This is a genomic window from Bacillus luti (genome assembly GCF_009739945.1).
Classification (GTDB): domain Bacteria; phylum Bacillota; class Bacilli; order Bacillales; family Bacillaceae_G; genus Bacillus_A; species Bacillus_A luti.
Genome location: NZ_CP040336.1, coordinates 984,815 through 1,003,076, shown reverse-complemented (window position 1 = coordinate 1,003,076; position 18,262 = coordinate 984,815). Strand labels below are relative to the sequence as shown.

Here is an 18,262-nt window from a genome sequence, read left to right as displayed (position 1 = left end):
GGCTTTCACATTAAACATCTTCTCTTTTCCAAAGAGGTCTCACATGCACAATAACTGTACGAATAACAGCTAAAATAGGAACCGATACTAGCAAGCCAACAATCCCAGCTACCTCTCCTCCTACTAGTAATGCAAGCATAATAATAACTGGATGCATTCGAAGCGACTTACCAACGATATAAGGCGATAAAATGTTACTTTCCAAAAATTGCAAAATAGCGATCGTAATTCCCGCCTTAATGAGTAAACTCGTTGATACCGTCGCTGCAATCATCAACGTCGGAATCGCCCCTAAAATAGGACCAAAGTATGGGATTATATCCGTTACCCCAATAATAATACCGAGTAATAATGGATACTTCATACCAATAAACCAAAAAGAAAGAACAGATACTCCCCCTAATACTAAGCAAACAAATAACTGTCCTCGAATATAACTTCCGAGCGATTTATCAATTTCTTTCGCAAGCATTTGACCCGTACTACGCCATTTACTCGGGACTAGTTTCCAAAATATATGATAAAACTCACCGTAATCTTTTAATATGTAAAATACAATGAACGGTATTAAGAAAATAATGAGCAACGAATCAAGTACACCACGAGCTGTACTCATCACTTTATTTAAAAGTGCTTGAATTTTCGTTTCTACACCACCAAAAATTTGTTTCACCTTTTCATGAATAAATGATGGGAAATTTGCTGTTTGTTCTGTAACCCCATCCATCCAAGAATCGTACATTTTTGTAAACTGCGGAAATTGTTCATTAATCTCTTGTAACTGCTTAATAACAACCGGTGTTCCTTTATAAATCCCATACCCAATCCCACCAAAGAACAGAATGTAAATGAGCAAAATAGCAAGCGTGCGGGGCATTCCCTCTTTATGAATTTTTTCAATTAAAGGATGCAATAAATAAGCAATAAAACACGCAATAAGAAACGGTGTTATCGCCACTTTAAATACAAAAATAATCGGCGCCCATAGCGGCTTAATTTTTAAAAAGACAAGCAAACAAAGAAATACAAGTAACAATAATCCTAAACGATATATCCAAATGATTTTAAGATTCTTCACACGAAAAACCTCCTCCACCTTTATTTTGAAAATAAATAGGGTAGGTTATGTGCAAAACTTTTAAAATCTTTTCATACAGACAATACTGTTTTGTAAAGACGTACATATATTTAACATAATAAGGACAACCACCCCTGAGAGTACAACATGGAACAATATAATCAGGAGGGCTCGCTATGGTTTTGTTTATGCTTGTATTATCTGCACTTTTTATGATTCTTGAATGGGTTTGTATCGGGTTTGGTATTTGGAAAGGTTTCTTTATTCGTTCCTCACGAAAAGAAAGAGCGAAGCAATTATTTCATTACGGCATGCTTGGCGTTGGATGTTACGGCCTATCTTATCTCTTCTCTGAAATTGGACTGTTATATTTGCATACAAGCGCATAAAAAAACTCCCTTATCAGGAAGGGAGTTTTTACGCTTATAAATAAGATTTAATCATCTTACGTGCTTTTTTCATATTGCGTTTTGAAAATACATCTTGTTTGCGAGCATATTGATATGCTGCTGCTCCAACACCTAATGCGATTAATGAATTGCGTATATTCAAAGTAAATCCCCCTTTTCGTTATCCGATCGTTCTTTCATTCTCATCAAATAAATCATCAAGAGAGCTTAACGAACCATCTTCTTCTACTTGATGCGTATGGATTTTCCCCTTTGAAACCGATAATTCGATATAACAATTCCAGCAATAAAATTGGTTGACACCTATTTTTCCAATGTCTTTCCCTTTGCAATTTGGACAAATGAACATATGGCTTTCATCTCCTTACAGTCTCCCAGATTCTATTCGCCATTATGTCCAAACCGCGTTCATTTATACATTGCTGGAGCCTTTCAACGTTATACGTTTGAAAGTTTCACTATATAATTTCACCTTGTTACATGAAATCATACGGTGAAATGTTTTCCACGTCCATTTCTTCGCCATTAACTGTTACCATCTGTACTTCTCCTTGTGATTCCTGCAATCGACTAGCTAAAGTCGTTTGACGCATCGCATCATCAAGGCGATTTACACCAGACTGGAAAGCAGCTTCCTCCCCGCAAATAATAAGGAACTTCTTACTTCTTGTAATGCCCGTGTAAATTAAATTACGACGTAACATACGGTTGTAACTTTTTACAATCGGCATAATCACAATCGGAAATTCACTACCTTGTGATTTATGAATGGAACAGCAATATGCATGTGTAATTTGATTTAAATCTGGTTTCGTATACGTAACTTCAATTCCATCAAATGAAACGATAATCATATCTTGTTGTTCAACATTTTCTTTCGCATAAAATACCGAAACAATTTCTCCAATATCACCATTAAACACTTGGCTTTCTGGCTGATTGACGAGTTGCAGCACTTTATCGCCTCTTCGGTATACAACATCACCGTAAGCAATTTCTTTACTCTTTTCCCTTTTCGGATTAAATACTTGTTGCAGCGCTTCATTCAGTACATTAATGCCAGCAGGTCCGCGGTACATTGGTGCTAATACTTGTACATCTCTTGCACTAAAACCTTTTGTCTTAGCATTTTCACAAACCTTTTTGACAACCTCAACAATTTGAGCCCCTGTACAGCTAATAAACGAACGATCTTTTTTATTTTGCGCTAAATCTGGCGGAAGCGTGCCGCCTTTTATTGCATGGGCAAGTTGAATAACAGATGACCCTTCTGCTTGACGATAAATTTCTGTAAGCTTTACTGTCGGAACTGCACCTGCATTTAATAAATCTTTTAACACTTGTCCAGGTCCTACAGATGGTAACTGATCTTCATCACCTACAACGATAACTTGAATGTTTGTCGGCAATGACTTAAACAGCTGATTTGCAAGCCAAATATCAACCATCGAAAACTCGTCAATAATGAGTAACTTCCCTTGAACCGGATCCGTTTCATTGCGCTGAAAAGATCCTTCTGGCGTCCAGCCAAGCAAACGATGAATTGTGCAAGCCGGAAGTCCTGTTGATTCGCTCATTCGCTTCGCTGCTCTTCCTGTTGGAGCCGTTAATAATATCGGAAATGGATTATCATCACTATATTCATTCGGATTTAACGATAACCCGTGAAGTGACGCATACATTTCAACAATACCTTTAATAACAGTTGTTTTTCCTGTTCCTGGTCCACCTGTTAATAGCATCATCGGCTTATGAAGCGCCGTTTGAATTGCTTCTTGCTGAAATGGTGCATATTGTACATTCAGCTGTTCTTCAATTTCACCTAATGTCTTTAACACTTCCGCTTCAGGGAATGAAGGTGTTTCTTCTTGATTCATGAGCCTGCGAATAGACTTTACAACACCCTTTTCAGAGTAGAACAATGATGCTAAATACACTCGTTCTTCTTCAATGATGACTTTCCCTTCACTTTGCATCATTTCAACGCAGGCTATAATATCTTCCTCCGTCACTCTTCCTTCTTGATTATTTAAAAGTGACATCGTTTCTCTTACAAGTTGATCTTTTCCCATATAAACGTGGCCAAGTTGCAAGGATACATTCTCTAACGTATAAAAACATCCCGCCCGCACACGGTCATCATGATTACCCGATATCCCTAACGCACGTCCTATATCATCTGCTCTTCCAAATCCAATCCCGTCAACCTCTTCGATAAGTTGATATGGATTATTCCGAATCACTTCTAATGTCATCTCTTTATATTGCTGATAAATTTTAATAGAAAGCTTCGTTCCAAAACCGTAACCATTTAAAAAGCTCATTACTTTCTCTAACCCTTGATGCTCAACGATTGTCTCATATATTTCCTGCGCTTTTTGCTTGTTGACAACACCATTTAACGCATCAGGATCATCCATAATTTTAGAAATAGCATGTTCCCCAAGATGGTCCACAATTTTTTCAGCTGTACGCTTTCCTATGCCTTTAAATAAATCACTCGCTAAATATTGCACCATACCGGCTTTTGTTTGCGGCAACTCTTTTTTAAACGTTTCAACCAAATATTGTTTCCCATACTTTGGATGATCTTTAAAATGACCTGTCAATGTAAACACTTCATCTTCATGCATGCGGGGAAAATGACCGTTTATCAGTACTTTTTTTTCATCGTACGTTTCATTTGTTTCAATGATTTTCATACTGACAACGGAATAGAGGTTTTCTTCGTTGTGGAAAATGGTATGAAGAACTTGCGCTTTTATAAATTTTTTCTCTTCCTCGAACAAATCCATTGCATGTTGATTTCCCATCTTTCCTCTCCTTCCCGATATTTTCACTTTAATGAGCAGTACATCCCCCACCTTTTTAGATGAGGGATAACTACCCATTAAACTACATATTCATCTTATTCAGCTTCTTGCTCTAATAAACGAATACCATTACCAGCTAAAAAGTGATCTGGTTGAATTTCTGTTGCTTTCTTAAATAGAGCAAGGGCCTTCTCGTTATTTTCTTCAAATACGTAAGCAACACCTAAATTATAATACGCATCTGCATGCTCTTCATCCATTTCTAATACCTTTTCAAAATAAGGTTTCGCCTCTTGAATGTGCTCTAATCGTGCGAAGCAAAGTCCACACTGGAATACAGCCTCTACATCATTTTCATCTAATTCAGTTGCTCTTTGTAAGAAAGGTAGTGCAAGACGATCATTTCCAAGTTGCACATGTGTGATACCTAGCATAAATGTTACATCAGCTGATTGTAATCCCGCTTGCATTGCTTGTTCAAATACAGCTTTAGCCTCTGCAAATTGCTCTTGACCGTAATATACGTTTCCTAAGCCATAATAAGCAGCTGCAGATTTATCATCTAACTCTAATGCACGTTTATAAAATAAAATCGCTCTTTCACTATCGCCTAATACATCTAATAAATTCGCAAAGTTAATGTAGCCAAGCGCATCTTTCGGATTTTCTTCGATTGCTTCTGTAAAATTTTTAGCCGCTTCTTCCCAGTTTCCTTCTTGCATATATTGAATGCCTGTTTCAAGTTTGTTTGACATGTCCTTCACCTCTACAACAAATTATAACAAAGAATGTATTTTCCAAGCGAACGAAAATTCGCTTTATGTAAAAGAAACCTCTAACCGCTAATCGGCAGAGGCTTCTCGTTTATCCTAAATAATCTAATTTATTACCACTACGGTATACTTCATCGATTGTAGCACCGCCTAAGCACTCATCCCCATCATAGAAAACAACTGCTTGTCCTGGTGTAATTGCACGAATTGGCTCGTCACAAAGAATACGAACTGTATTTTCATCAACGATTTGAACCGTTACTTTGTTGTCTTCTTGACGATAACGGAATTTCGCTGTGCATTTAAATTCTGCTTCTTTTACTTCGTTACTTACCCATCCTACATTCGTAGCAATAACTTCATCGCCATATAGAAGTTCGTTATGGAATCCTTGATCAACATATAAAATGTTTTCTTTCAAGTTTTTCCCAACAGCAAACCACGGATCACCGTTACCACCAATACCAAGGCCATGACGTTGGCCAATTGTGTAGTACATTAAACCGTCATGCTTCCCTTTCACTTCGCCAGATAATGTTTGCATCACACCTGGTTGTGCTGGTAAATAGTTACTTAAGAAATCTTTAAAGTTACGCTCACCAATGAAGCAAATACCAGTACTATCTTTCTTCGCCGCCGTCGCTAAACCAGCTTCTTTCGCCATTTCACGAATTTGCGGTTTCTTTAATTCGCCTAATGGGAACATTGTTTTTGATAATTGCTCTTGGCTTAATTGATTTAAGAAGTACGTTTGGTCTTTATTGTCATCAACGCCGCGAAGCATTTTATATTCGCCGTCCATATAAGCAACACGTGCATAATGGCCTGTCGCTACATAATCCGCACCAAGCGCAATTGCATGCTCTAAAAAGGCTTTGAATTTAATTTCTTTGTTACACATTACATCTGGGTTTGGTGTACGACCAGCTCGGTACTCGTCCAAGAAGTACGTAAATACTTTATCCCAATATTGTTTTTCAAAGTTTACTGCATAATACGGAATACCGATTTGGTTACACACTTCAATTACATCATTGTAATCTTCTGTTGCTGTGCAGACACCATTCTCATCTGTATCATCCCAGTTTTTCATAAAAATTCCGATTACATCATAACCTTGCTCTTTTAATAAAAGAGCTGCTACAGATGAATCGACGCCACCGGACATCCCGATGACAACGCGTGTTTCGTGAGGTAGTTTGTTCATCATGTCACCTCCCATACTAATTTTGTGTTAATCGCTTCACGATTTTCACTGTTTCGTACGCCGCTTTCTCAATTTGCTCTTTCGTATTTCCAAGTCCGAAACTAAAGCGTACGGATGAACGTATTTGATCGGAATCTTTCCCGAACATCGCCACTAATACATGTGATGGATCAATCGAACCGGCTGTACAAGCCGAACCGCTTGATACTGCAATGCCAGCTAAGTCTAAGTTTACAAGAAACGGTTCAATATTCATCCCTGTAAAACTTATATTCAACACATGTGGTAATCGATATTCCAAGTTTCCGTTTACCTCGAAAGTAATGTCTTCATTTTTGAAGACAGATACCATTATATCTTTAAACTCTTCATATTGGGCATTTTTTTGCTCACGAGTTTTTTCAGCTATAAAAATTGCATGCTGAAGCCCAACAATACTAGGTACATTTTCCGTACCAGCACGGCGTTTTCTTTCTTGCTCCCCGCCTATTAATAACGGTTCAAATTTCACATTTGCACCAGCGTATAAGAACCCTACACCTTTTGGTCCGTTAATTTTATGAGCTGAAATTGATAGTAAATCAATACCAAACTCTTTCACATTAATTTCTACTAAACCGTAAGCTTGTACCGCATCTGTATGGAAATAAGCTTGATGCTCTTTTAGCAGCTTACCTATTTCCGCAATTGGTTGCATCGTCCCAACTTCATTATTCCCAAACATAACAGATACAAGAATTGTCTCTTCTGTTAATGCCTTTTGTATGTCAGAAACTTGAACGCGTCCTGTTTCATCAACAGGTAAATATGTCACTTCAAACCCTTCACGCTCTAACAATTCACATGTATGCAAAATTGCATGATGTTCAATTTGCGTCGTTATAATATGGTTACCTTTATGACGGTTCGCACGCGCTACACCGATAAGTGCTAAATTATCAGCTTCTGTACCACCGCTCGTAAATATAATTTCATTCGGATTTGCGTGAATGCTCCGTGCACACACGCGTCTCGCCTCATCTACTGCATGGCGCGTTTGACGTCCATAAAAGTGAATACTAGAAGGGTTTCCGAATGTTTCTGTCATATATGGAATCATCTTTTCGACCACTTCTGGGTGAGTCGGAGATGTCGCAGCATGATCTAAGTAAATGCGTTCCATTAAATCTCCTTCTTTCCAAATCGTTTCACAAGGAATTAAATGTAAAACATATAGCCCCCGTGATTTTCTTCCTCATAACGTACTAAATCTTCTAACGTTGTACTATCTAACACTTCTTGCACCGCATCACGAACACGCATCCATAATTGGCGTTGTGCTGGTTCTTCTTCTTCAATCATTTCTACAACACTAATCGGACCCTCTAATACACGGATTACATCTCCAGCTGTAATGTTAGCTGGCTGATCAGATAACACGTATCCGCCATATGCACCACGCGTACTCTTTACAAGACGAGCGTTACGAAGCGGTGAAATTAATTGCTCTAAGTAATGTTCCGATAAGTCGTGCGCCTGCGCAATTGATTTTAATGAAATCGGACCTTCACCAAACTTTTTTGCAAGATCGATCATAATTGTTAAGCCGTAGCGGCCTTTCGTTGAAATCTTCATCTATTTTGCACCTCTTTTCAAATTTTCACTTCTATTAGTTATATCTTATTTATATAAGAACACAATTTAAAATCCTATGAAATTATAGCATAATATAGTATTATAAGAAATTTCAACTTGTGTATCAAAATGATAACATAAAATCACATTGAAAAACTCGGAAATTATTACAATTGAAAGAAAAATGAAAATATTTATACTCATTTTCCCCACAAACAGCATCTTATTTCAAGTTCCATTACAAAAAATGATACGATAGAGTGAGATTATACATTAAGGGAGAAGGTCAATATGAAACAACCACTCGCACATCGAATGCGCCCTACAAATATTCAAGAAATTATTGGGCAACAGCATTTAGTTGGTGAAGGTAAGATTTTATGGCGAATGGTCCAAGCAAATCATTTTCAATCTATGATTTTATATGGGCCTCCAGGTACAGGAAAAACATCAATCGCTAGCGCAATCGCAGGAAGTACTGGTACCCCGTTTCGTCTATTAAACGCTGTTACCCATAATAAAAAAGATATGGAAGTTGTCGTACAAGAAGCAAAAATGCATCGACATCTCGTTTTAATTTTAGATGAAGTGCACCGTCTAGATAAAGCAAAGCAGGACTTTCTATTACCTCATTTAGAAAGTGGGCTTCTTACTTTAATTGGTGCAACAACGAGTAATCCGTACCATGCTATTAATTCTGCTATTCGAAGTCGTTGTCAAATCTTCGAATTACACGCATTAACAGAAGATGATCTTTTAATTGGCTTAAAACGAGCACTTGAAGATAAAGAAAAAGGTCTTGGAGAATATAATGTAACAGTTACGCCTGAAGCATTACATCACTTTGCAAATGCATCAGGCGGAGATATGCGTTCCGCTTATAATGCACTTGAACTAGCTGTTTTATCTAGCTTTACAACTGATGACAAAGCTGCGGAGATTACGCTAGAAATCGCAGAAGAATGCTTGCAAAAAAAGAGCTTCGTTCACGATAAAGGTGGAGATGCTCATTATGACGTATTATCAGCATTTCAAAAATCAGTACGCGGAAGTGACGTGAATGCAGCACTCCATTATTTAGCACGTCTTATTGAAGCTGGTGACTTACAAAGTATCGGTAGGCGTCTACTCATTATGGCATATGAAGATGTTGGACTCGCTAGCCCGCAGGCTGGACCACGTACACTAGCAGCAATTGAATCAGCTGAACGAGTTGGGTTCCCAGAGGCGCGCATACCACTTGCGAATGCCGTTATCGAGCTTTGCTTATCACCAAAATCAAATTCAGCTTATAAAGCACTTGATGCCGCATTACACGATTTACGTAATGGACAAACAGGTGATATCCCTAGTCATTTAAAAGATAGTCATTATAAAGGCGCCGAATCACTTGGAAGAGGCATTGGATACTTATACCCACATGATCAGCCAAACGGCTGGGTACAACAACAATACTTACCTGACAAAATTAAAAACAAGCAATATTATAAACCGAAAACGACAGGGAAATTTGAACAAGCACTTTCTACTGTGTATGAAAGATTACAAAGTTCGAATAAAACAAAAAATAAAGGGTAACATAAACGAAAACGTCACCATTACGGAGGCTTCGCTTATGAAAACACGTCAAGATGCATGGACAAAAGAAGACGATCTCCTTTTAGCAGAAACTGTTTTGCGACATATTCGCAGCGGAAGTACACAAATAAAAGCGTTTGATGAAGTTGGCGATGCTTTAAACCGTACTTCCGCAGCTTGTGGTTTTAGATGGAACGCTGAAGTAAGACAAAATTACGAAGATGCAGTACAACTTGCAAAAAAACAGCGTAAAGAGTTAAAACGTTCTGAAGCTAAAATAGAAAAAGAGCAATTTACAAAAACTCCTCAACTCGTAATCGATGCTGAGTTTTCAGAAGATATTACGCCAAGTAAACAAGAACTCACAATGCAAAATGTCATCGCATTTCTGAAAAATTTGGAGCACAATAACCCTTCACTTGCGAAATTACAAACTGAAAATGACGTATTACAAGATCAGCTCACTTCCTTGAAAAAAACGAATCATGAACTTGAAACAAAATTAGCTGTACTCACAAAAAAACAACAAGCGATCGAAGAAGATTACGCCATGCTTGTTAGAATTATGGACCGCGCTCGAAAACTCGTTTCAGTTGAAGAACAAGAAGAACAGATTGCTCCAATTTTCAAAACAGATCAAAATGGAAATTTAGATATTATATATTCTGCAGAGAATTAAAAAGGATGTCACCTAGCCCAATTTTCCGGCTAAGTGACATCCTTTTTTGTTTCCTCTGTGGACAGCGTATTGGTAAAGGCAATTATATCGGCGATTCGACAAGGAATATCGATTTACCGACAAATATTCACAAAAAAGCCGACCTGTCGTATAAGGTAGTACTTGGAATTAATTGGATATACTTCAATTACATGTTACTATAAACATATACGATTGAAAGGAGCTGATTGCTATTTCATTAATAGTCTTCAAAATAACACTCAGTGTTCTCGTCCTGACTTTAGGTCTTTTCACCATTCACAGTTTAAAAAAGACTTCCGCCTATAAGCCGGATAAATACGATTATTCTTTATTAGGATTACTTACATTTGAATTATTAGTATTGCAAATTTCAGCAATTCTTTAAAACATAATAGAAAAAGCATATATCCTAGACGGATATATGCTTTCTTTTTATTCTTGCCCTACACGTTTCACTTCTACGTTTTTAATACGCTCACGTACAACGTGACTTGCCATAATTAGGCCTGCCACAGATGGTACGAATGCATTTGAAGAAGGTGGTAATTTTGCTTTACGAATTTTTGCATTTTCGTCTGGTACGATTTCTTTACGTACCTCTTCACGAATTACGATTGGGTTTTCGTCAGAGAAGACAACTTTTACACCTTTTTTAATACCCTCTTTACGAAGCTTCGTACGAATTACTTTCGCAATTGGATCTGTATGTGTTTTAGAGATGTCCGCAATACGGAAACGAGTTGGGTCCATTTTATTTGCTGCACCCATACATGAGATAATTTTGATTTTACGACGTAAGCACTGTTTAATTAAATGAATTTTGAACGTAATCGTATCAGATGCATCCACTACGAAATCTAAACCGTGTTTAAAGAACTCTTCATATGTTTCATCCGTATAAAACATTTCTAGTCCAATTACTTCACACTCTGGATTAATATCTGCAATACGCTCTTTCATTAATTCTACTTTTGAACGTCCTACAGTAGATACTAAAGCATGAATTTGACGGTTTACGTTTGTAATATCTACAACGTCTTTATCAACTAATACGAGACGTCCTACGCCAGAACGTGCTAACGCTTCAGCTGCAAAAGAACCTACGCCGCCAATTCCTAAAATACCGACTGTACTATTTTTTAATATTTCAAGTCCTTCTTTACCGAAGGCTAATTCATTACGTGAAAATTGATGTAACATTCAGCTCTACACTCCTATTACAAAAATGGTCTACCATGTATTCTAGCCTTTTTCCGACTATTTGTATAGAAAAAGTTATAGAATTCCTAAAAATACATATTTCGATAATGAAAACATAGTGTAAACCGGATTTTTTTACTTCTTAAATAACCTTTTAAACTTCCTTCCAATACACGTTTAAAAAGGAGGATTCAGATGGCCGAGCAGATCGAGGCGCTGAAGCCAGGAGGAGCACAAGTGTAGGCGTACTACATGAGCACCGGACTGGCGAAGCAACGATGAGATGCGACGGCCAGCTGAACCGGACTTTTTAAACAACCTCTCAAAAAAAGTCTAGATGGTATTAGTATAACCATCTAGACCCTATTCTTACTTCTCTTACTTCTCTTCTTTCAAGCTCAATTTCAAGTTCAACTCTTCAAGCTGCGCTTCTGCAACTGGGCTTGGAGCTTCTGTTAATAGACAGCTTGCACTTGCTGTTTTCGGGAATGCAATTGTATCACGAAGGTTCGTACGACCTGCAAGTAACATAACAAGACGGTCTAAACCTAATGCGATTCCGCCGTGTGGTGGTGTACCGTATTCGAATGCTTCTAATAAGAATCCGAATTGCTCTTGCGCCTCTTCTTGTGAGAATCCAAGTGCTTTAAACATTTTTTCTTGTACGTCACGCTCGTAAATACGAAGTGATCCACCACCAAGCTCATAACCGTTTAATACAAGGTCATATGCTTGCGCGCGCGCTTTTTCTGGTGCTGTTTCTAATAGTTCAACATCTTCACGGAATGGCATTGTGAATGGATGGTGAGCTGCGAAGTAACGATCTGCATCTTCATCGTACTCAAGAAGTGGCCAATCCGTTACCCATAGGAAGTTAAATTTACTTTCATCAATTAACTCAAGTTCTTTACCTAGACGTAAACGAAGTGCGCCTAAGCTATCTGCAACAACACTCTTCTTATCTGCTACGAATAGTAATAAGTCGCCAGCAGTAGCTTCTAATGTAGTCATTAACACGTTTGCATCTTCTTCACCGAAGAATTTCGCAATCGGTCCTTTTAGGCCGTCTTCTTCTACTTTAAGCCAAGCTAGACCTTTTGCACCGTATACTTTTACGAATTCAGTTAATGCATCGATATCTTTACGAGAGTATTTGCTCGCAGCACCTTTTGCATTAATTGCTTTTACTTGTCCGCCGCTTTCTACAGCACTTGTAAATACTTTAAAACCACAACCTGCTGCGAATTCAGACAGGTCTGTTAGTTCCATTTCAAAGCGTGTATCTGGCTTATCAGAACCGTAGCGAGCCATTGCATCAGCATATTTCATACGAGGGAATGGTGCACTAACTTCTACACCTTTCGCATCCTTCATAACTTTCGTCATCATGCGCTCCATCATTTCTAAAATTTCATCTTGCGTTAAGAATGATGCCTCGATATCGATTTGCGTGAATTCTGGTTGACGATCTGCGCGTAAATCTTCGTCACGGAAACAACGTGCTACTTGATAGTAACGCTCAAATCCGCCGACCATAAGAAGTTGTTTAAATAGCTGCGGAGACTGTGGTAATGCATAGAATTCACCATCATGCACACGACTTGGTACTAAATAGTCACGAGCTCCTTCTGGCGTGCTCTTCGTTAAAATTGGTGTTTCCACTTCTAAGAAATCTTCTGTATCTAAGAAGTTACGAATTGTTTTTGTTACGTCGTGACGCATTTTGAATGTGTTGAACATTACAGGACGACGTAAGTCTAAGTAACGATATTTTAAACGCACATCTTCTGATGCATCTGTATCATCAGAGATAATGATTGGTGTTGTTTTCGCTGCGTTTAATACATTTACTTTCGTTGCTTGTACTTCAATACGGCCAGTTGCCATATTGTCATTAATTGCACCTTCTCCACGCTCAACAACTGTACCTTCTACGTGTAATACGTATTCGCTACGAATTGTCTCTGCTACTTCTAGTGCTTCTTTTGATGTTTCTGGGTTAAATACAACTTGTACGATACCTGTACGGTCACGTAAGTCAATAAAGATTAATCCACCTAAATCACGGCGTTTTTGTACCCAACCTTTTAATTGAACTGTTTGTCCAACTGTTTCTACTGTTACTTTTCCACATGCATGTGTTCTTTCAGCCACTGTAAGTTCCCCCTATATTAATTTCTCTGCTACGTATGAAGCAAATACATCTAATGCGACTTCTTCTTGTCCGCCTGTTGCCATATCTTTTAAGTTAATGACACCTTTATCTAGCTCATCTTCCCCTAATACAGCTACAAATTTCGCATTTAAACGATCTGCTGATTTAAATTGTGCTTTCATTTTGCGATCTAAATAATCTTTTTCAACTGATAAGCCAGCTTTACGAAGATCGAACGCAACTTTTGCAGCATGGTCTTTCGCTTTTTCACCAAGAGCTACAACGTAACAATCGATACTATGTTCAATTGGCAACTCAATGTTTTCAGCTTTTAGCGCCATAATTAGACGTTCAATACTCATCGCAAAACCGATACCTGGCATTTCTGGTCCACCGATTTCTTGTACAAGTCCGTTATAACGACCACCACCGCTTAATGTAGTGATAGCACCGAAACCTTCTGCCTCACTCATAATTTCAAATACAGTGTGTTGATAGTAGTCTAAACCACGTACTAAGTTTGGATCTTTTTCAAATGGAACATCCATCATCGTTAATAGTTCTTGAACTTTGTCGTAGTATACTGCTGAATCTTCGTTTAAGTATTCTGTAATAGATGGTGCTGTACCCATTAATTCATGGTTACGGTCCTTTTTACAGTCTAAAATGCGAAGTGGGTTCTTTTCTAATCGAGATTGGCAATCAGAGCAGAACTCGCCAATGCGTGGCTCGAAATGAGCGATTAGTGCATCGCGATGCGCTTGACGGCTCGCTGCATCACCTAAGCTGTTTAATACAACTTTAATATTCTTTAAGCCCATACCGCGGTAAAACTCTACAGCAAGCGCAATTACTTCTGCATCAATTGCAGGATCGTTACTACCGATTGCTTCAATACCGAATTGTACGAATTGACGATAGCGACCTGCTTGCGGTCTTTCATAACGGAACATTTGACCGATATAGTATAATTTCGTTGGTTGTGTTGCATCACCGAACATTTTATTTTCAACGTAAGAACGTACAACAGGTGCAGTACCTTCTGGACGTAATGTTAAACTACGCTCTCCACGATCTTGGAATGAGTACATTTCTTTTTGTACGATATCTGTCGTATCACCAACACCGCGTAAAAATAGCTCAGTGTGTTCAAAAATTGGTGTACGAATTTCTTTATAGTTGTAACGACGGCAAATTTCGCGTGCTTGCCCTTCGATATACTGCCATAACTCAACAGTACCTGGAAGAATATCTTGCGTTCCGCGTGGGATTTGAATAGACATATTCAGTTCCTCCTCAAATTGTTTTAATCTTAATAAAAATAAAAAAACTCCCGCCTCTACTGTTTAAACAGTAGGGACGAGAGTATTATACCCGTGGTGCCACCCTAATTGAAGCACGTATGCTTCCACTTTTTTAATAACGCTTAAATATGCGTTCATCTCTACTAAGCATATTTGCCGTTCAAGTTGAAACCTCTAGAGTGTCATTCAATCAGTCATCATGTAGAAATGTTTTCAGCCTAAGACATTTCTTCTCTTTCCATGTGTGCCTCATTTACTCTTCTCCATCAACGGTTATATTCATATGTAAATATAAAATTACTATACGTTTGTTGAGTAGGATTGTCAAGTGCTCTAAGAGCGCTCAATTTGTTTCTTTAGACGCTTTACATCTTGTAGCGAAATACCAAACTCAGAAGCAAGCTCCATTGAAGTATTGTTTTGTTCTTTCGAAATGAAATCATGTAAATTTACGTTAAACAATTGATTTGCACCATTTGTAACAGAATGCCCTTTTTCATTCATACGCATACGTATATCCCTCACATTCAATATGGATGTTTTACTTTTTATTGTTCCATATTGATTAGAGAGTTATACATAATTAAATCAGCTATTGATTCCAAACAAACATAAGAATACAGTTAACGACGATAACAATAACCAATTAATCTTATGATAAATGAACAAAACATACCAAAATGTATAAAAAAGAGAGGATCCTATCATCCTCTCTTCTTCAGCAACATTATTTACTTTCCACAATTAAGGTCACCGGACCATCATTGATTAAAGAAACGTCCATCATCGCTCCGAACTTCCCTGTTTCGACATGCAGACCTTGTTTACGAACCTCTTCATTAAAGAAATCGTATAAACGCTCTGCATAATCAGGTTTCGCAGCATCCATAAAGTTTGGACGTCTTCCTTTACGACAATCTCCGTATAATGTAAATTGCGAAATAGATAGAACTTGTCCTTCTACATCAAGTACTGAATGGTTCATCTTTCCGCTCTCGTCTTCAAAAATACGTAAGTTCGCAATTTTTTCTGCAATATAAGTTGCATCTTTCTCTGTATCTTCATGCGTAATGCCGACTAGTAATGTTAAACCGAATGGAATTTGTCCTACAATCTCACCATCTACTGTGACAGACGCTTCCTTTGATCGTTGTAAAACAACTCTCATTTTTTCTACACTCCCTATTAATGCATCATGCGTCGTACTGCATAAATTTCTGGAACACGCTTAATGCGCTCCACTACTTTTTTCAAGTGTTGTAAGTTACGAATAGAGATTGACATATTAATTGTCGCCATCTTATTACGATCACTTCTACCAGAAACAGCTGAAATATACGTTTTCGTCTCTGTAACAGCTTGCAGTACTTCATTTAATAAACCACGGCGATCGTAACCTGAAATTTCAATATCAACGTTATATTCAATTTCTTTTTCAGGACTACCTTCCCATTCCACTTCTAATAAACGTTCTACCGCTTCTTCTGTATGAACATTTACACAATCACGACGGTGAATCGATACGCCTCGACCTTTCGTAATATACCCAACGATATCATCACCCGGCACTGGGTTACAGCATTTTGATAAACGAATTAATAAATTATCAGCACCGCTTACCTTTACACCAGAATCCCATTTTCGAATTTTCATCGGTTTACGAACTTCTTTAACTTCAACGATTTCTTCTTCTTCGCGTTGTTTGCGGAACTTGTCCGTTAGTCGCGTAACAATTTGCGCGGCTGTAATTCCGTTATAACCTACTGCCGCAAACATATCTTCTTCATTCGCAAAGTTAAACTTCTCAGCAACACGTTTTAAATTATCAGGCGCTAATACTTCTTTCATCTCGTACTCTAGACCACGTACTTCTTTTTCAACAAGTTCACGGCCTTTTTCAATATTTTCATCTCTACGTTGCTTCTTAAAGAATTGACGTATTTTATTTTTCGCATGAGATGTTTGAGCGAGTTTTACCCAGTCTTGACTTGGTCCATACGAATGTTTCGATGTTAAAATTTCAATGATGTCACCCGTTTTTAATTTATAATCAAGTGTCACCATTTTCCCGTTTACTTTTGCACCAATTGTTTTATTTCCAATTTCCGAATGGACACGATACGCAAAATCAATTGGAACAGATCCAAGTGGTAATTCCATTACATCGCCTTTCGGTGTAAAGACAAATACCATGTCAGAGAATAAATCAATTTTTAATGACTCCATAAACTCTTCTGCATTAGAAGCTTCATTTTGCCATTCTAATATTTGACGGAACCATGTAAGTTTTTTCTCTAATGTACCTGTTGTTTCTGCTGCTTTTCCTTCTTTATACGCCCAGTGTGCCGCGATCCCGAATTCTGCAATTTCGTGCATTTCTTTCGTACGAATTTGCACTTCAAGTGGATCTCCTTTTGGTCCAATTACAGTCGTATGAAGAGATTGATATAGATTTGCTTTCGGCATCGCAATATAATCTTTAAAACGACCTGGCATTGGCTTCCAACACGTATGAATAATTCCAAGCACCGCATAACAATCTTTAATGCTATTTACAACGACACGTACAGCTAATAAATCGTAAATTTCATTGAACTGTTTATTTTGCAGGGCCATTTTACGATAAATACTGTAAATATGCTTTGGTCTGCCAGAAATTTCAGGTTGAATTGCAACTTCTTTTAATTTCTCGCGAATGCCAGTCATTACTTCATCTAAATATTCTTCACGCTCTGCACGTTTACGCTTCATTAAATTTACAATACGGTAATATTGCTGTGGATTTAAATAGCGAAGTGACGTATCCTCTAGTTCCCATTTAATAGTATTAATTCCGAGTCTATGCGCTAAAGGTGCAAAGATTTCTAATGTCTCATTTGCAATGCGACGCTGCTTCTCTTGGGGCAAATGTTTCAATGTACGCATGTTATGAAGACGGTCAGCTAGTTTAATTAAAATAACTCGAATATCTTGAGCCATTGCGATAAACATTTTGCGATGGTTTTCTGCTTGTTGCTGCTCATGAGATTTATATTTAATCTTTCCAAGCTTCGTCACACCATCAACAAGCATAGCAATTTCTTTATTAAATTCCCGTTCAATATCTTCTAATGTAACCTCTGTATCTTCCACTACATCATGTAAGAAACCTGCCGACACTGTTGCTGGATCCATGTGTAAATCCACTAAAATACCAGCAACTTGAATTGGATGAATAATGTACGGTTCACCCGATTTTCTATATTGTTCACTATGCGCATCACGTGCATATTCATAGGCACGTGCTACTAGCTCAATATCTTCATTCGCTAAATATTGACTTGCTTTCTCGAGTACCTGTTCAGCTGTTAGTACCTGCTCATTTGCCATCGAATCACCTTTTATTGAAAATTGACTTTATCTTTATTAAGTAGAATAAATTATATTCTAT

The 18,262-nt window shown here is 37.8% G+C and carries 17 protein-coding genes and 1 other annotated feature; of the genes, 3 read left to right on the top strand and 14 right to left on the bottom strand.

The window, feature by feature from the left end; translation table 11 throughout:
- Positions 1-10 precede the first annotated feature (10 nt).
- Complete coding sequence (locus tag EUC40_RS05135) at positions 11-1,078, bottom strand: AI-2E family transporter (protein ID WP_071712922.1); 1,068 nt, start codon at positions 1,076-1,078, stop codon at positions 11-13.
- Positions 1,079-1,254: 176 nt separating this feature from the next.
- Here EUC40_RS05135 and EUC40_RS05130 point away from each other — a divergent pair, with 176 nt between their 5' ends.
- Complete coding sequence (locus tag EUC40_RS05130) at positions 1,255-1,467, top strand: hypothetical protein (protein ID WP_000242555.1); 213 nt, start codon at positions 1,255-1,257, stop codon at positions 1,465-1,467.
- A gap of 34 nt (positions 1,468-1,501) precedes the next feature.
- On the opposite strand, the gene EUC40_RS05125 is transcribed toward EUC40_RS05130, so the two are convergent.
- The 7 genes from EUC40_RS05125 to cymR form a co-directional block, all read right to left on the bottom strand.
- Positions 1,502-1,630, bottom strand: coding sequence for a YrzQ family protein (locus tag EUC40_RS05125; protein ID WP_001026264.1), 129 nt, complete (start codon positions 1,628-1,630; stop codon positions 1,502-1,504).
- A gap of 18 nt (positions 1,631-1,648) precedes the next feature.
- Complete coding sequence (locus EUC40_RS05120) at positions 1,649-1,837, bottom strand: hypothetical protein (protein ID WP_000469281.1); 189 nt, start codon at positions 1,835-1,837, stop codon at positions 1,649-1,651.
- A gap of 127 nt (positions 1,838-1,964) precedes the next feature.
- Positions 1,965-4,301, bottom strand: coding sequence for an SF1B family DNA helicase RecD2 (recD2, locus tag EUC40_RS05115; RefSeq protein WP_156573952.1), 2,337 nt, complete (start codon positions 4,299-4,301; stop codon positions 1,965-1,967).
- Between the two features lie 95 nt (positions 4,302-4,396).
- Positions 4,397-5,056, bottom strand: a complete 660-nt coding sequence (locus EUC40_RS05110) for a tetratricopeptide repeat protein (protein WP_016086179.1) — start codon at positions 5,054-5,056, stop codon at positions 4,397-4,399.
- Between the two features lie 109 nt (positions 5,057-5,165).
- Positions 5,166-6,281: a tRNA 2-thiouridine(34) synthase MnmA gene (mnmA, locus tag EUC40_RS05105; RefSeq protein WP_156573950.1), complete on the bottom strand. Its 1,116-nt coding sequence runs from the start codon at positions 6,279-6,281 to the stop codon at positions 5,166-5,168.
- Positions 6,282-6,297: 16 nt separating this feature from the next.
- On the bottom strand, positions 6,298-7,443 hold the full coding sequence (locus tag EUC40_RS05100; protein WP_071712920.1) for a cysteine desulfurase family protein: 1,146 nt from the start codon (positions 7,441-7,443) through the stop codon (positions 6,298-6,300).
- A gap of 35 nt (positions 7,444-7,478) precedes the next feature.
- Positions 7,479-7,895, bottom strand: coding sequence for a cysteine metabolism transcriptional regulator CymR (cymR, locus tag EUC40_RS05095; protein ID WP_000704116.1), 417 nt, complete (start codon positions 7,893-7,895; stop codon positions 7,479-7,481).
- A gap of 291 nt (positions 7,896-8,186) precedes the next feature.
- Here cymR and EUC40_RS05090 point away from each other — a divergent pair, with 291 nt between their 5' ends.
- Together EUC40_RS05090 and EUC40_RS05085 are read left to right on the top strand one after the other, a co-directional pair.
- Positions 8,187-9,473, top strand: a complete 1,287-nt coding sequence (locus EUC40_RS05090) for a replication-associated recombination protein A (RefSeq protein ID WP_156573948.1) — start codon at positions 8,187-8,189, stop codon at positions 9,471-9,473.
- Positions 9,474-9,510: 37 nt separating this feature from the next.
- Complete coding sequence (locus tag EUC40_RS05085; RefSeq protein ID WP_071712918.1) at positions 9,511-10,152, top strand: RsfA family transcriptional regulator; 642 nt, start codon at positions 9,511-9,513, stop codon at positions 10,150-10,152.
- A gap of 453 nt (positions 10,153-10,605) precedes the next feature.
- Here the strand turns inward: EUC40_RS05085 and EUC40_RS05080 are convergent, their stop codons facing one another.
- From EUC40_RS05080 to relA, 6 genes are all read right to left on the bottom strand, one after another.
- Entirely contained in the window at positions 10,606-11,373 is a 768-nt protein-coding gene (locus tag EUC40_RS05080) for a tRNA threonylcarbamoyladenosine dehydratase (protein ID WP_000903176.1), read from the bottom strand.
- Between the two features lie 378 nt (positions 11,374-11,751).
- Positions 11,752-13,527: an aspartate--tRNA ligase gene (gene aspS / locus EUC40_RS05075; protein ID WP_156573945.1), complete on the bottom strand. Its 1,776-nt coding sequence runs from the start codon at positions 13,525-13,527 to the stop codon at positions 11,752-11,754.
- 12 nt (positions 13,528-13,539) lie between these two features.
- Positions 13,540-14,811, bottom strand: coding sequence for a histidine--tRNA ligase (gene hisS, locus EUC40_RS05070; protein ID WP_071712916.1), 1,272 nt, complete (start codon positions 14,809-14,811; stop codon positions 13,540-13,542).
- A gap of 69 nt (positions 14,812-14,880) precedes the next feature.
- Positions 14,881-15,111: a binding site (T-box leader), on the bottom strand.
- 54 nt (positions 15,112-15,165) lie between these two features.
- Entirely contained in the window at positions 15,166-15,342 is a 177-nt protein-coding gene (locus tag EUC40_RS26885; RefSeq protein WP_002015300.1) for a hypothetical protein, read from the bottom strand.
- 217 nt (positions 15,343-15,559) lie between these two features.
- Positions 15,560-16,000 carry a D-tyrosyl-tRNA(Tyr) deacylase gene (locus EUC40_RS05065; RefSeq protein WP_001266956.1) on the bottom strand — a complete coding sequence of 147 codons (441 nt, stop codon included), beginning with the start codon at positions 15,998-16,000 and terminating at the stop codon, positions 15,560-15,562.
- A gap of 17 nt (positions 16,001-16,017) precedes the next feature.
- Complete coding sequence (gene relA / locus EUC40_RS05060; protein WP_001262804.1) at positions 16,018-18,201, bottom strand: GTP diphosphokinase; 2,184 nt, start codon at positions 18,199-18,201, stop codon at positions 16,018-16,020.
- Between the last annotated feature and the right edge of the window lie 61 nt (positions 18,202-18,262).